This is a genomic window from Kitasatospora sp. NPDC091335 (genome assembly GCF_044757205.1).
Lineage (GTDB): Bacteria > Actinomycetota > Actinomycetes > Streptomycetales > Streptomycetaceae > Kitasatospora.
In genome coordinates this window covers 1-13,310 of sequence record NZ_JBIVUM010000027.1, presented here as the reverse complement: position 1 = coordinate 13,310, position 13,310 = coordinate 1, and the positions used below count along the sequence as shown (strand labels likewise).

Here is a 13,310-nt window from a genome sequence, read left to right as displayed (position 1 = left end):
CGGGAACGGGCGGGCGGTTCGGCGGGTTACCAGTCCCCGCCGCCGAAGTCCCCGCCGCCGAAGTCGCCGCCCCCACCGAAGTCGCCACCGCCGAAGTCGCCACCGCTGCTGAAGTCGGCCGCGTTGAAGTCGGCGCCGGTGAAGTCGCCGCCCTCGTACTGGTCCTGGTAGCCGCCGCCCGTCATGGGCGCCGCCGCGTAGGCCGGGGAGCTCATCATCGAGCCGAGCATGGTGCCGACCAGCAGGCCCGGCAGCAGTCCGCCGCCGCCGAAGCCGCTGTAGTAGCCGCCCGCGTACGGGGCGTACGCCGGGCCGGCGTTCCAGTACGGCTGCGGGCCCTGGTCGGTGTCGACGGTGCGGATCGCCGGGTCGAGGCCGGCCGCCACCCGGTCCGCGTCGGCCTGGCAGACCGGTACCGAACGGGCGGAGCCGCCGGCCGGGGCCCAGTCCACGTCCTTGACGGACGGGCCGTGCCGCGGGTCCATGAAGCACGGCGGACGGCGCTCGGGCAGCGGCCGCTTGTCCCGCCGGGCGGCCAGGGTGGCCAGCGAGAAGCGGCCGTCCTCGATCGCCTCGGTGACCTGCTTGACGTCCTCGGGCCGCTTCGCCTCGTCCATCAGCCGCTTGGACTTCTCGTACGAGTCCAGGGCGTGGCTGTAGTCGGTGCGCTGCTCGTCGTCGGCTTCGGACGCGGCCGGGCTGAAGTCGAGCCGCTCCAGCTCCACGCCGAAGGCGGTGATGTCCTCGTCCACGACCCGGCGCAGCTGCTCCAGCTCGGCCCTGGCCTGGTCGTCCTTGCGCTTCTTGGCGCGCTTGAAGAGGAAGAAGACGCCGGCACCGGCCAGCGCGATCAGCACCACCGGGATGACGACCCAGGCGATCGAGGTGCTGTGGTTGACCCCGGTGCCCTTGGTCTGCGGGACGGCCTGGTCGACGAAGGAGTTCAGGGTGGCGTCGATGTCGCCGCCGCTCGAACGGAAGGCCGCGCCGGCGATGCGCTGCGGCTGGCCCGCGCCCATCGCGCCGCGGTCGCCGCCGGCGTCGAACTTGTCGCCGTGCCAGACCCCGTAGACGCCGTCGATGCCGACCAGGGTGCGGAAGTCCTTGAGGCCGGTCTTCGCGTAGGCCGGAGAGTCGGGGATGACCGCGATGAAGATCGGCTTGTCGGCCTTGTCGATCTTCTTGGTCAGCGCGTCGGCCTGGGACTGACTGAAGCGGCTGGTCATGTCCGGATCGACGTAGACCCGGCCCTTCTTCATGGTGGCCGCGGCGTCGCTCAGGCCGCCGGCCGCCGAGGCCGCGGGTGCCAGCAGGAGCAGCAGCCCGAGCAGCGCCGCCACCAGGGCAAGCGGCCCGGCGCCCCGGGAACGTCGTGCAAGGGATCTCATGCCCCCGACGCTACCGTGACCGGCCGCCGAGCACGCCATACCCCTCGCATACTGGTACCGGGAAGGCTCCCCGCCGTCCGCCGGGGCCGTTCCCCTCCTCGGGGATGATGTTTCCCCCAGCCGCCCCTGAGTCGGGCCTCGCACGGGAACCCCGGGAGGCGTCCGGACGTACGTTCCGGCGGGCCCGGCCCGCTTCCTGGCCGGTCCGGGGGGCGTGCCGACCGTACCGTGCGAGCGGGCATAGTGGTCCCGGATCCTCGGTCCCATTGCCTTTTCTTGACCCAGCCCGTTTCCTGACCCACCTCCCGATCGGAGCACTCGGTGATCATCGGCCTCGTCACCGCCGTGGCGGCATCCGCCTGCTACGGCACCGGCTCGGTACTCCAGGCCGTCGGATCCCGCCGCTCCGCCCGGGAGGAGGCGGCCAAGGGCGCCACGACCTCCACCACCGAACACGGCGGCCCGAGCCTGTCCTCGACCGCGAAGGCGGCCGTCACCTGGGAGTTCATCCTCGGCACGGTGCTCGACCTGATCGGTTTCGGGCTCGGCGCGCTGGCCGCCCGGCTGCTGCCGCTGTTCCTCTCCCAGACCATCATCAGCGCCAACCTGGTGATCACCGCGGTGCTCAGCATCAAGCTGCTGGGCATCCGGCTCAAGCAGCTGGAGTGGGCCTCGATCGCCGTGCTCTGCTCGGCCCTGGTGCTGCTGGCCGTCTCGGCCGGCCCCGAGGGCGGCCACCACGTGGCGATGTCCTTCCACTGGTGGCTGCTGATCGTCATCACCGTGCTGCTGGTCGGCGGCAGCCTGCTGGTGCGGCGGATGGGCGCCAACGGCGCGATCCTGGCCGGTCTGCTCTCCGGCTTCGGCTTCGGCGCCCTGGGCGTCGGGGTGCGCATCCTCAACGGCATCGAGCCGTTCGACCTCGGCTCGCTGCTCTCCGACCCGGCGCTGTACGCGGTCCTGGTCGGCGGCATCGGCGGCATGTACATCCACACCGTGGCGCTCCAGATCGGCTCGGTGAACGGCGCGACCGCCGCCCTGGTGGTCGGCGAGACGGTGCTGCCCGGCGCGGCCGGCGTGCTCTGGCTCGGCGACGCCACCAAGGCGGGCCTGGGCTGGCTCGGCGTGGTCGGCTTCCTGCTCGCGGTGGTCGCCGCGGTCGGGGTCGCCTACTTCGGCCAGGACACCCACGGAGCGCCCGGCGAAACGGCCGCGGACGAGCCGGAACTCGCCCGCGGGTAGCGCCCCTCCGGAGGCTCAACCCCCGCTGCGGGCGCGCGGCACGCGCTGGCAGCGGGGGCAGAAGTAACTGGAGCGGTTCATCCAGGCCGCCCGGCGGATCGGGGTGCCGCAGCGGCGGCAGGGCTCCTGCTCGCGGCCGTAGGCGTCCAGGTCCCGGGAGAAGTAGCCGCTCTCGCCGTTCACGTTGACGTAGAGGCTGTCGAAGCTGGTGCCGCCGACGGCGAGCGCCTCGGTCATCACGTCCCTGGCGTTGGCCAGCAGCAGGAGGGCCTGCGGGCGGGTGAGCGTCGCGGTCGGGCGGTCGTAGTGCAGCTTCGAGCGCCACAGCGCCTCGTCGGCGTAGATGTTGCCGACACCGCTGATCAGGCTCTGGTCGAGCAGGGCGCGCTTGACGGTGGTGTGCCTGGCCCGCAGCGCGGCCGCGAAGGCGGCGTCGTCGAAGCGCGGGTCGAGCGGGTCGCGGGCGATGTGCGCGATCGAGACCGGGGTGCCCTCAGGGTCCCCGTCCTCGGCCTCCTCGACCGCCAGGCCGCCGAAGGTCCGCTGGTCCACGAAGCGCAGTTCCCGCCCGCCGTCGGCGAAGCACAGCCGGACCCTCAGGTGCGTCTCGTCGGGGACCGCCGGGTCCTGGACGAGGAGTTGGCCGCTCATCCCGAGGTGGCCGATCAGCGAGAAGCCTCCCTGGGCCTCCGGCCTCCCGGGGCCGGTCAGCGGCACCCACAGGTACTTGCCGCGCCGCTGCGCGGTGCCGAGGGTGGTGCCGGTCAGCCGGGCCGTGAAGTCGGCCGCGCCGGCCGGCTGGCGGCGCACCGCGCGCGGGTGCAGCACCTGGACGTCGGAGACCGTCCGCCCGGCCACCCAGTTGGCCAGACCACGGCGGACGACCTCGACCTCGGGAAGTTCGGGCACGGGAACACGCCTCCTGCTCGGTACGGATCAGCAGGAGTGAAGGCTACTGCGCGGCGGGCCCGGCGTGCCGGGCCGCTGCTCAGGCCCCGGCGGGCAGCCGGTCGGCGTACTTCTCCCTGATCGCGCGCCAGGCGCTCTCGGCGGCCTTCTGCTCGGCTTCCTTCTTCGAGCGGCCGACGCCGCTGCCGAAGTCCTCGCCGGCCACCCGGGCCGCCGCGGTGAAGGTCTTCTCGTGGTCCGGACCGGACTCCATGACGACGTACTCGGGCACGCCGATGCCCACCGAGGCGGTGAGCTCCTGGAGGCTGGTCTTCCAGTCCAGGCCCGCGCCCAGCTGAGAGGACTCCTCGATCAGCGGGTCGAACAGCCGGTGGACGAACTCGGTGGCCGCGCCCAGTCCCTGGTCCAGGTAGATGGCGCCGATCACGGCCTCGACGGTGTCGGCGAGGATCGACGACTTGTCGCGGCCGCCGGTGCCCTCCTCGCCCTTGCCGAGCCGGATGAACGTGCCGAGCTCCAGGCCGCGGCCGACGTCCGCGAGCGCGCGGGAGTTCACCACCGCGGCGCGCAGCTTGGCGAGCGTGCCCTCGGGGACGTCCGGGTGGACGCGGTAGAGGGTGTCGGTCACCACGAGGCCCAGCACCGAGTCGCCGAGGAACTCCAGGCGCTCGTTGGTGGGCAGACCACCGTTCTCGTACGCGTACGAGCGGTGGGTCAGGGCACGTACCAGAAGGGCGCGCTCGAGCGTGTACCCGAGGCGCCCTTCCAGGACGTCGTATTCGGTCGAAGCCGGCCCGCCGGCCTTGCCACCGCCCGAAGAACCCTTCGGAACAATGGACGACTTGCGGGTGGAGTTACCGTCCGACATCGATCCGTACACCCCGCCGATCAGACCGAGAGGACCTGGCGACGGTTGTACGTGCCGCAGCTCGGGCACGCGATGTGGCCGAGCTTCGGCTCGTGGCAGCGGTCGCACGCCACGAGGGCCGGAACAACGGCCTTCCAGTTGGACCGACGGTGGCGCGTGTTGCTGCGCGACATCTTCCGCTTCGGAACAGCCACGGCTACTTCTCCTGGTTCTCGGCGAGACCCTCACGGGTGTCGCTGGTCTTGATCCCGTCACCCTCGTCGCCGGGGGCGGCGGAGAGTCCCTGCAGAGCCGCCCACCGGGGGTCGGCGGCATCGTGGTGGTGCGCCGGGTCGTCGCTCAGGCGCGCTCCGCACTCGGAGCACAGGCCCAGGCAGTCTTCCTGGCACACCGGCTGCAGCGGCAGTGCGAGCACCACCGCGTCACGCAGCACCGGCTGGAGGTCGAAGAAGTCGCCCTCCAGACGGTAAGTCTCTTCTTCCGAGTCCTCGTCGAGGTCCTCGGTCCCGGCGGTCCTGGCGCGGTGGCGCTCATCGGACTCCGGGTAGTAGTACAGCTCCTGGAAGTCGACGTCGACGTCGAAGTCGACGGGCTCCAGGCACCGGACGCACTCGCCCTCGACGTGGGTCTCGGCGGTGCCGGTGACCAGCACGCCCTCGACCACGGACTCCAGGCGGAGTTCCAGCTCGATCGGGCTCTTCTCCGGCACGGCGATCACGTCGATGATCCCGAGGCCCTCGGGGGCCTCCAGGGTCCGGCTCACCTTGCGCATCGAACCCGGACGACGGCCGAGCTCGTGCGTGTCGAACACGAGGGGGTCGCGGTGGTCGAGGCGGTTCACGGTGTCCTGACTTCCATAGCAATCAACGAGGAGCCCCATTCAAGTCGACATTGCGAGAGGGCAAGCCGACGGCCGGACATGGGGAGGCCGGAGTGGTCAGACTACCGGAGTCTCCGGCCAGGCCCAACTTCGGTCCCGTCAGGAGACTCCCGCGCGGCCGCGCCGGGGGTCGGCTCAGCGGCCTCCGAGCTCCCGCAGCCTGGTCATGTCGATCATGCTGGTGTCGAAGAAGCTGGTCTCGTCCAGACCCTGCCCCGGAGCCTGGGCCTGGCCCTGCTGCTGGGCCTGCTGCTGGTGCGGCACCGCCGGCGGGGCGCTCGGCGGCTGCGGGTAGGTGTAGCCGTCGTACGACTGCGCCGGGTAGCCCTGCTGCTGGGGATAGCCGTAGGCCCCCTGCTGCTGCTCCTGGTAGCCCTGCTGCTGGTAGCCGCCCTGCTGCTGGCCCCACTGGGTGTTGTACGGGTCGCCCTGGCCGGCCGGGTCGTACCCGCCGCCGTACACCTCGGCGTACTGCCCGCCGGGCTGCTGGGCGGCCGCGTACTGGTCGGTGCCCTGGGCCTGCCAGCCGGCCGCGGCCGGGGTCTGCTCCGGCCAGGTCTGCTGCTGGGGGACGGCCTCGCGGTACCAGGCGATGTCCTCGCCGTCGGCGTCCTGGGCGAAGCCCGCCGCCACCGCCTCGGCCCGCTCCTTGGCCTGCTGGGCCTGGTCGGCGGCGGCCAGGTAGGCGCCCAGCTCGTCGATGGGCCGCTTGCCGAGCAGCTTGTCCCGGCCCTTGCCGACCGCCTCCAGGGTGGCGCTGAGCACGTTCTCCAGCGTGGCGAGCTTCACATCGACGTACTCGTCCACCTCGGGGCTCGGGCTGATCCGCTGCGGGCGGAACTCCTCCGCGTCGCCCTCACCGTCGGACTCGGTCTCGAAGACGCTGGAGTCGCCGCGCAGCTTGGTGCGGCCCCGGCCGACCGCGCCGAGCGTCTTGGTCAGCACGACCTCGAAGTTGGCGAGCTTGCTGTCCACGTAGTCGTCGGCCTCGGCCCGCTTGCCGTCGACCTCGGTGCGCGCCTCGGCGAGGATCCGGTCGGCCTGGGCCTGCGCCTGGCGGACCACCTCGGTGTCCGAGATCAGCGAGCCGCGCTCGGCGTGCGCGCCCTGGATGATCGCCTCGGCCTCGGCCTGGGCACCCGCCACCACCTGCTCGTGGTCGGCCATCACCGACTGCGCCTGGGCGAGTTCGGCGGGCATCGCCGCCTTGAGGTCGTTGAGCAGGCCGATCAGCTCGGCCCGGTTCACCACGCAGGAGGCCGACATCGGCATCGAGCGGGCGTTCTCGACCGCCGCCACGATCTCGTCGACCTTGTTCTGCACGTCCACGGGGCTTCGTCTTTCCGTGTGCCGCCGACGGTCCGGCGGAGGCAGGCCCGACGCGGTGGACCTCACCGCGGGGCAGGGATACAGACTGTACGGCCACGGCCGGGCACGCTCACAACGCCTGAGCCGAACCGGTCCCGCGCCCCCAGAACAATCCGTGACGAACCGGCAGAAAAGGACAGAGGCCGGGCTACTGCTGGGCCTTGCGCTCCGCGATCCGCTCGACCAGCCGGCCGTGCACCACCTCCGGCAGCAGGTGCGAGACGTCGCCGCCGTACGAGGCCACCTCCTTGACCAGGGTCGAGGAGAGGAAGCTGTACGTCGGCGAGGTCGGCACGAACAGCGTCTCCACCCCGGTCAGGCCGTGGTTCATCTGGGCCATCTGGAGCTCGTAGTCGAAGTCGCTGACCGCGCGCAGGCCCTTGATGATCGCGGGGATGCCGCGCTCCCGGCAGTAGTCCACCAGCAGGCCGTGGTGCGACTCGACCACCACGTTCCCGAAGCCGGCGGTGACCTCCTCGATCAGGCCGATCCGCTCCTCGACCGTGAACATGCCCTGCTTGTTCCGGTTGATCAGGACCGCGACGTGCACCATGTCGTACAGCTTCGAGGCCCGCTCGATGATGTCGAGGTGGCCGTTGGTGATCGGGTCGAACGAACCGGGGCAGACGGCTCGGCGCATGGCGTGTGTGCTCCCTCGTGGGGTGACGGCTGCTGCGGGCCGCGGCCCGCTACTCCTGCTCGCCGGCCGCGGCGGCGGCGCGACCGTACCAGAGCGTGCCCTCGCCGTAGCGGCGGGAGCGCAGCACCTCGAAGCCTTCGGGCCAGCCGAACTCGCCGCCGCGGGTGCTGCGCTCCACGGTGACGAGTGCGTCCTCCGTGAGCCAGCCTCCAGCCCGGAGTGTGATCAGCATCTCGCGGATCTCCTCGTCCGTCACGGCGTACGGCGGGTCGAGGAAGACCAGGTCGTACGGGCTCTGCGGGGGCGGTCCCGCGATCACCTTCTCCGCCCTGGCGGCCTGCACCTCGGCGCCCGGCAGGCCGATCGTGCGGACGTTCTCCCGGATCACCCGGGCCGCCTGGCCGTCCGCCTCGACCAGCAGGACGTGCGCGGCGCCGCGCGACAGCGCCTCCAGCCCGACCGCGCCCGATCCGCCGAACAGGTCCAGCATCCTGGCCCCGTGCAGGGTGCCGTGCAGCGCCTCCAAGGTGGAGAACATCGCCTCACGGGCCTTGTCTGAGGTCGGGCGGGTGCCCCGGCCTGGCGGTACGGCCAGCCGGCGGCCGCCGGCCGCCCCGGCGATCACGCGGGTCATGGTGGGGGGAGGTCCTTTCGTCGCTGCCCGACCACGCTATCCCGACCACCGCCGTCCCGATCACCGCACGCGCCTCACCCCGGGGACCCGCGGCCCGGCGGGAACTCCCCCGCCGGGCCGCGGTCCCGCACGCGGAGGGTCAGCTCGCCTCGGAGCCCGCCGGCCGCTCCGGCAGCGCCGCGCCGAGCAGGGCCGGCGAGGCGTAGCGGGACCAGGACAGGCAGCCGTCGGGCGGGCAGAACTCGGGGCGGCGCGGGTCGTGCCCGAGCTCGCGCAGCTTGGTCCGGACGGAGTCGGGGGTGCGGCCGAAGCGGGCGGCGATCCGGGCGACGGTCTCGCCCTCGTGGAACCGCCGGACCAGCTCCTCCTCGTGCTGCGGGACCCAGGGGGCGCCGTGGCCGGGGTACAGCTCGCGCAGCACGTCACGGTCGGGGATGGGCTCCGAGACGTCGGCGACGATCGCCAGCGCCCGCAGCGCGCGGTTGAGCGCGATCCGCAGCGAGGCGACGTCCTCGACCGGCAGGCGGAGCCTGCCCGAGGCGAGCGGCGTGGCGGCCGCCCCCTCGCGCCAGCCGGTCAGGGTGAGGGTGACCTCGCGGTCGTCGTCGCTGGCGAGTTCGATCCGGAAGACCTTGTCGCCCAGCGGGAGCTCGTTGAGATGACGGAATGCCATGGCTTGACCCCCAAGTGTCGTGCCAGGTACGCACCTTGGGGGTGCGCCCTGAACACCTTCATTCTCTCGCGGGGGTCTGACAATCCGGCTGGGCGAAGCAGGGCTCAGCCCTTCTCCATGTAGGCCGCGCGGTCCTCGTCGAGCAGGCTCTCCAGCACGGTGCGCAGCTCCGGGTGGGCGGCCAGGTCCGGGTCCTCGGCGACCAGCCGGGTGGCCTCGGTGCGGGCGGTGAGGATGACCTCCTCGTCCTCCAGTACCGAGAGCACCTTGAGCGAGGACTTCACCCCGGACTGCGCCTGGCCGAGCACGTCGCCCTCGCGGCGCTGTTCGAGGTCGATCCTGGACAGTTCGAAGCCGTCCAGGGTGCCCGCCACCGCGTCCAGCCGGGCCCGGGCGGCGCTGCCCCCCGGCATGTCGCTGACCAGCAGGCACAGGCCCGCCGCGCTGCCGCGACCGACCCGGCCGCGCAGCTGGTGGAGCTGGGAGACGCCGAACCGGTCGGCGTCCATGATGACCATCGCGGTGGAGTTGGGGACGTTGACGCCGACCTCGATCACGGTGGTGGCGACCAGCACGTCCACCTCACCGGCCGAGAACCGGCGCATCACCTCGTCCTTGGCGTCCGGCGCGAGCCGGCCGTGCAGGATCTCCACCCGCAGGCCGCTCAGCGGGCCCCTGACCAGCTTCTCCGCCGTCTCCACCACCGAGAGCGGCGGCCGCCGTTCCTCGCTCTCGGCGCCAGCGTCGGCGACCTCCTCGAAGTCCTCCTCGGCCGCCTTGCGCTTCTTCCTGCCGTCCTTCGCCGCGGCGGCGGGCTCCTCGTCCCCGATCCGCGGGCAGACCACGTACGCCTGGTGGCCCTTGCCGACCTCCTCGCGGACCCGCTCCCAGGCCCGGGTGAGGAAGTTGGGCTTCTCCAGCGCCGGGACGACGTGGGTGGAGATCGGCGAGCGGCCGGCCGGCAGCTGGTCCAGGACGGAGGTCTCCAGGTCCCCGAAGACGGTCATCGCGACGGTGCGCGGGATCGGGGTGGCGGTCATCACCAGCAGGTGCGGGGGCTGCTCGCCCTTGGCGCGCAGCGCGTCCCGCTGTTCGACGCCGAAGCGGTGCTGCTCGTCCACCACGACCAGGCCGAGGTCCTGGAACTGCACCTTGTCCTCGATCAGCGCGTGGGTGCCGATGGCGATCCCGGCGTCCCCGCAGGCCATGTCGAGCAGCGCCTGACGGCGGGCGGGCACGCCCATCGAGCCGGTCAGCAGCACCACCCGGGTGCCGAGGTCGGAGCCGCCGAGCATGCCGCCCTCTGCGAGGTCCCCCATCATCTCGACGACCGAGCGGTGGTGCTGCTGGGCGAGCACCTCGGTGGGTGCCAGCAGCACCGCCTGGCCGCCCGCGTCCACCACGGCGAGCATGGCGCGCAGCGCGACCAGCGTCTTTCCCGAGCCGACCTCGCCCTGGAGCAGCCGGTGCATCGGGTGTTCGGTGGCGAGGTCCGCGGCGATCTCGGCGGACACCTTCCGCTGGCCCTCGGTGAGGGTGAACGGCAGCCGGGCGTCGAAGGCGTCCAGCAGCCCGCCCTCGCGGGCCCGGCGCGGCTTGGCGGGCAGCGCGGAGTCGGCGGCCCGGCGCTGGGCGAGGGCGACCTGGAGCACGAAGGCCTCGTCCCAGCGCAGCCGGTTCTGGGCGCGCTCGCGGTCGGCGTGGCTGCGCGGGCGGTGGATCAGCTCCAGCGCCTCGGGCAGCGGGATCAGGTCGTGCCGCTCGCGCAGTTCGGCGGGCAGTGCTTCGCCGACGTCGCCGAGGTGCTTGGTGAGCGCCGTCTCGACGCAGATCGACAGCTTCCAGCTGGGCATCTGCGCGCTGGCTCCGTACACCGGGATGAGCCGGCCGGCGAACTGCCTGGCCGCGTCGGAGCCCGCGTCCTCGTCGAGCAGCTGGTAGTCGGGCGAGACCAGCTGGCGGCTGCGGTTGAACACGCCGACCTTGCCCGCGAACAGGCCCTGGGCGCCCGCCTTGAGCTCCTTCTGCCGCCAGCCCTGGTTGAAGAAGACCAGCGAGAGCCGGCTGCGGCCGTCGGTGACGACCACGTCCAGCCGGTCGCCCTTGCGGCCGCGGAACGGGATCAGGGTGACCTTCTCGATCCGGGCCAGCACGGTGACGTGCTCGTCGATCTCCAGTTCGTCCAGGCTGGTGAGCTGGCCGCGCTCGACGTAGCGGCGCGGATAGTGGTGCAGCAGGTCCCCGACCGTGCGCAGCTTGAGGCTGTCGGCGAGCACCTTCGCGGTGCGGTCGCCGACGAGCTTGGTCAGTGGTTCATCGAGAGCGCCCATCAGGCCCCTGTCTACACCAAGGCACCGACGAACCGGGTGCTACTCCACCCCGATGAGCAGCGGCGCCGGTTCCTGCCCGCCGTGGAAGACCACCGCGTCCACCTCGGGCCGCCGGTGCCGGACGTGGGCGACCAGCCGTTCGGCGAGCGCCTCGTCGGTGCCCTCGCCGAGGACCAGCGTGACGAGTTCGCCGCCGGCCCCGAGCATCCGGTCCAGCACGCTCTCGCCGACCTCGGCCAGCCCGGTGCCGATCACCGCGACGTCGCCGTCGATCAGCCCCAGCACGTCCCCGGCCTGGCAGACCCCGGCCATCGTCCAGGACTCCCCCTCGGCGACGGCGAGTTCGGCGTACCTGGTGGCCCCGGCGGCGGAGGTCATGGCGACCACGTCCTCGTCGAAGCGGCGGCCGCCCTCGTGCACCGCGAGCGCCGCCAGCCCCTGCACCGGGGAGCGGGTGGGCAGTACGGCGATCCGTATCCCCTCCTCGCGCAGCTGGTCGGCGGCGGCGCCGGCGGCGGCGCGCAGTTCGGGGTCGTTGAGCAGCAGGACGACCTCGCGGGCGGTGGAGCGGCGCACCGCGGCGGCGAGTTCGGCGCTGGCCGGCGGGCGGTCCGGGTCGGCGTGCAGGACGACGGCGCCGGCCTGCTCGCAGAGCTCGGCCAGTCCCCCGCCGGACACCACCGAGAGCACCGCGCGGGCCCGGTCCTCGCGCTCGCCGGGCTCGGCGGCGGTGCCGGCCCGGGCGGCGGCCTCGGCGAAGTGGGTGATCCGGATCTGGTGCGGGCGCCCGGCCTCGACCCCGGCCTCCACGGCGGCGCCCGCGTCGTCCACGTGGACGTGCACGTTCCACAGGCCGTCGCCGCCGCCGATCACCAGCGAGTCGCCGAGCGTGCCGAGCCGCCTGCGCAGCGCGGGCAGCGCCCCGTCGGGGGCGTCCAGCAGGTAGATGACCTCGAAGGCGGGGTGGCCGGGGCCGGGCGGCCTTCGGCGCGTCTCACAGCTCTCCGCGGCCCGGACGTCCCCGCGCAGCGCGACCGGCCCCATCGGCTGCTGTCCGGCGACGGCGTCGGCGAGCGCGCCGAGCACGGCCACCAGGCCGCGCCCGCCGGCGTCCACCACCCCGTTCTCGGCCAGGACGGCGAGCTGCTCGGGGGTGTGCCGCAGCGCGTCCCTGGCGGCCCGGTAGGCGGTGTCGGCGACCTGGGCGAGCCCGCCCCCGGCCCGGACGGCCTCCCGGGCGGCGACCCGGGCGACGGTCAGCAGGGTGCCCTCGACGGGCTCCGCGACGGCCTGGTAGGCGGAGTCGGCGGCCCGTTGCAGGGCGGCCCGGAGCTGGTCGGCGCCGCCGCCCTCGGCCAGGGTCTCGGCGGTGCCGCGCAGCCACTGGGCGAGGATCACCCCGGAGTTGCCGCGGGCGCCGACCAGCGCGCCGCGGGCCATCGCCCGGACCGTGTCGGCCAGGCCGGGGGCCGGGCCGGCGCCGGGGTCGGCGAACCGGCTCTCCACCTCGGCGGCGGCGGACTCGACGGTCAGGTAGAGGTTGGTGCCGGTGTCGCCGTCCGGGACGGGATAGACGTTGAGCGCGTCGATCTCCTCGCGGGCCTGGCCGAGCGCGCGCAGCGCGAGCTGGCACCAGGTGCGCACGGCCGGGGCGTCGAGCGTGTGCAGCACCAGGTCTCCTCCGGAACGGGACGCCGTGCCGGCCCGAGGGACGGCGCGTGCCGGGGGGCAGCGCTCGTCCGGGCCGGCGGCGAGGGGTGATACCGGCAGGTTATCGGGGGCCGGGGAGGGTCGTCCGGTCCGGCGACCGGAGCGATCAGCCGGCCGGTCATGGTAGTTTCGTGGGACGGAAGCAAGCGTTGTATGCTCTTCCGGTTGCCTGGAACCGTCCAGGCTCACCCCCTTGTCCGACCCGGTTCACGCGAGTGTTCTGGTGGGTGAGCGGGGTTTTCGAAAGTATCTGATCTGAAGTCTTGGAGTGACTCCTGTGGCTGCCAACTGCGACGTCTGCGGCAAGGGGCCGGGCTTCGGCAACAGCATCTCCCACTCTCACCGCCGTACCCCCCGTCGTTGGAACCCCAACATTCAGACGGTGCGCGCTGTGATTGGGCGGACGCCGAAGCGGCTCAACGTCTGCACCTCGTGCATCAAGGCCGGTAAGGTCTCGCGCTGACGCGCAGACCGGCATGCCGGTCCTCCAGTGAGCCGGTTCATCCTCGGATGGGCCGGCTTCACTGTTTCCGTGACCGGCCACGCCGATTTCCGGCCGTGACCGTGGTGGGGGGGGGGCGCCCCGGGGCCCCCCCCCCCCCCCCCCCCGCCCCCGGGCGCCCCCCCCCCCCCCCCCCCCCCCCCGCGGGGGGGGCCCCCCCCCCGCC

13 protein-coding genes are annotated in these 13,310 nt (G+C 73.0%); 2 read left to right on the top strand and 11 right to left on the bottom strand.

What is annotated here, in order from left to right:
• Positions 1–26: 26 nt before the first annotated feature.
• Positions 27–1,388 carry a hypothetical protein gene (locus tag ACIQOW_RS36500; RefSeq protein ID WP_401092145.1) on the bottom strand — a complete coding sequence of 454 codons (1,362 nt, stop codon included), beginning with the start codon at positions 1,386–1,388 and terminating at the stop codon, positions 27–29.
• 321 nt (positions 1,389–1,709) lie between these two features.
• Between ACIQOW_RS36500 and ACIQOW_RS36495 the strand changes: the two genes are divergently transcribed.
• Positions 1,710–2,630 carry a hypothetical protein gene (locus ACIQOW_RS36495; protein ID WP_401092144.1) on the top strand — a complete coding sequence of 307 codons (921 nt, stop codon included), beginning with the start codon at positions 1,710–1,712 and terminating at the stop codon, positions 2,628–2,630.
• 15 nt (positions 2,631–2,645) lie between these two features.
• On the opposite strand, the gene mutM is transcribed toward ACIQOW_RS36495, so the two are convergent.
• From mutM to ACIQOW_RS36445, 10 genes are all read right to left on the bottom strand, one after another.
• On the bottom strand, positions 2,646–3,539 hold the full coding sequence (gene mutM / locus ACIQOW_RS36490; RefSeq protein ID WP_401092143.1) for a bifunctional DNA-formamidopyrimidine glycosylase/DNA-(apurinic or apyrimidinic site) lyase: 894 nt from the start codon (positions 3,537–3,539) through the stop codon (positions 2,646–2,648).
• A 79-nt stretch (positions 3,540–3,618) separates the two neighbouring features.
• Complete coding sequence (gene rnc, locus ACIQOW_RS36485) at positions 3,619–4,407, bottom strand: ribonuclease III (protein ID WP_188298000.1); 789 nt, start codon at positions 4,405–4,407, stop codon at positions 3,619–3,621.
• 20 nt (positions 4,408–4,427) lie between these two features.
• Positions 4,428–4,601, bottom strand: a complete 174-nt coding sequence (gene rpmF, locus ACIQOW_RS36480) for a 50S ribosomal protein L32 (RefSeq protein WP_030056747.1) — start codon at positions 4,599–4,601, stop codon at positions 4,428–4,430.
• 2 nt (positions 4,602–4,603) lie between these two features.
• Positions 4,604–5,248, bottom strand: coding sequence for a DUF177 domain-containing protein (locus ACIQOW_RS36475; protein ID WP_317620186.1), 645 nt, complete (start codon positions 5,246–5,248; stop codon positions 4,604–4,606).
• Between the two features lie 174 nt (positions 5,249–5,422).
• A complete protein-coding gene (locus ACIQOW_RS36470; protein ID WP_401092142.1) occupies positions 5,423–6,616 on the bottom strand; it encodes an ATP synthase F0 subunit B in 1,194 nt (397 codons plus the stop codon).
• Between the two features lie 187 nt (positions 6,617–6,803).
• Complete coding sequence (gene coaD, locus ACIQOW_RS36465) at positions 6,804–7,295, bottom strand: pantetheine-phosphate adenylyltransferase (protein ID WP_188298002.1); 492 nt, start codon at positions 7,293–7,295, stop codon at positions 6,804–6,806.
• Between the two features lie 49 nt (positions 7,296–7,344).
• Positions 7,345–7,929, bottom strand: a complete 585-nt coding sequence (rsmD, locus tag ACIQOW_RS36460; protein ID WP_401092141.1) for a 16S rRNA (guanine(966)-N(2))-methyltransferase RsmD — start codon at positions 7,927–7,929, stop codon at positions 7,345–7,347.
• A 139-nt stretch (positions 7,930–8,068) separates the two neighbouring features.
• A complete protein-coding gene (locus ACIQOW_RS36455) occupies positions 8,069–8,602 on the bottom strand; it encodes a hypothetical protein (RefSeq protein ID WP_401092140.1) in 534 nt (177 codons plus the stop codon).
• 104 nt (positions 8,603–8,706) lie between these two features.
• Positions 8,707–10,932 carry an ATP-dependent DNA helicase RecG gene (gene recG, locus ACIQOW_RS36450; protein WP_401092139.1) on the bottom strand — a complete coding sequence of 742 codons (2,226 nt, stop codon included), beginning with the start codon at positions 10,930–10,932 and terminating at the stop codon, positions 8,707–8,709.
• 39 nt (positions 10,933–10,971) lie between these two features.
• Positions 10,972–12,603, bottom strand: coding sequence for a DAK2 domain-containing protein (locus ACIQOW_RS36445; RefSeq protein ID WP_401092138.1), 1,632 nt, complete (start codon positions 12,601–12,603; stop codon positions 10,972–10,974).
• A gap of 316 nt (positions 12,604–12,919) precedes the next feature.
• Between ACIQOW_RS36445 and rpmB the strand changes: the two genes are divergently transcribed.
• Positions 12,920–13,105 carry a 50S ribosomal protein L28 gene (rpmB, locus tag ACIQOW_RS36440; RefSeq protein ID WP_014138233.1) on the top strand — a complete coding sequence of 62 codons (186 nt, stop codon included), beginning with the start codon at positions 12,920–12,922 and terminating at the stop codon, positions 13,103–13,105.
• Positions 13,106–13,310: the final 205 nt, after the last annotated feature.

Excerpts from the sequence above, each read along its gene's own strand:
- ACIQOW_RS36500 (WP_401092145.1), bottom strand. The coding sequence starts at position 1,388 with ATGAGATCCCTTGCACGACGTTCCCGGGGCGCCGGGCCGCTTGCCCTG.
- rnc (WP_188298000.1), bottom strand. The coding sequence starts at position 4,407 with ATGTCGGACGGTAACTCCACCCGCAAGTCGTCCATTGTTCCGAAGGGT.
- coaD (WP_188298002.1), bottom strand. The coding sequence starts at position 7,295 with ATGCGCCGAGCCGTCTGCCCCGGTTCGTTCGACCCGATCACCAACGGC.
- rsmD (WP_401092141.1), bottom strand. The coding sequence starts at position 7,929 with ATGACCCGCGTGATCGCCGGGGCGGCCGGCGGCCGCCGGCTGGCCGTA.
- ACIQOW_RS36455 (WP_401092140.1), bottom strand. The coding sequence starts at position 8,602 with ATGGCATTCCGTCATCTCAACGAGCTCCCGCTGGGCGACAAGGTCTTC.
- recG (WP_401092139.1), bottom strand. The coding sequence starts at position 10,932 with ATGGGCGCTCTCGATGAACCACTGACCAAGCTCGTCGGCGACCGCACC.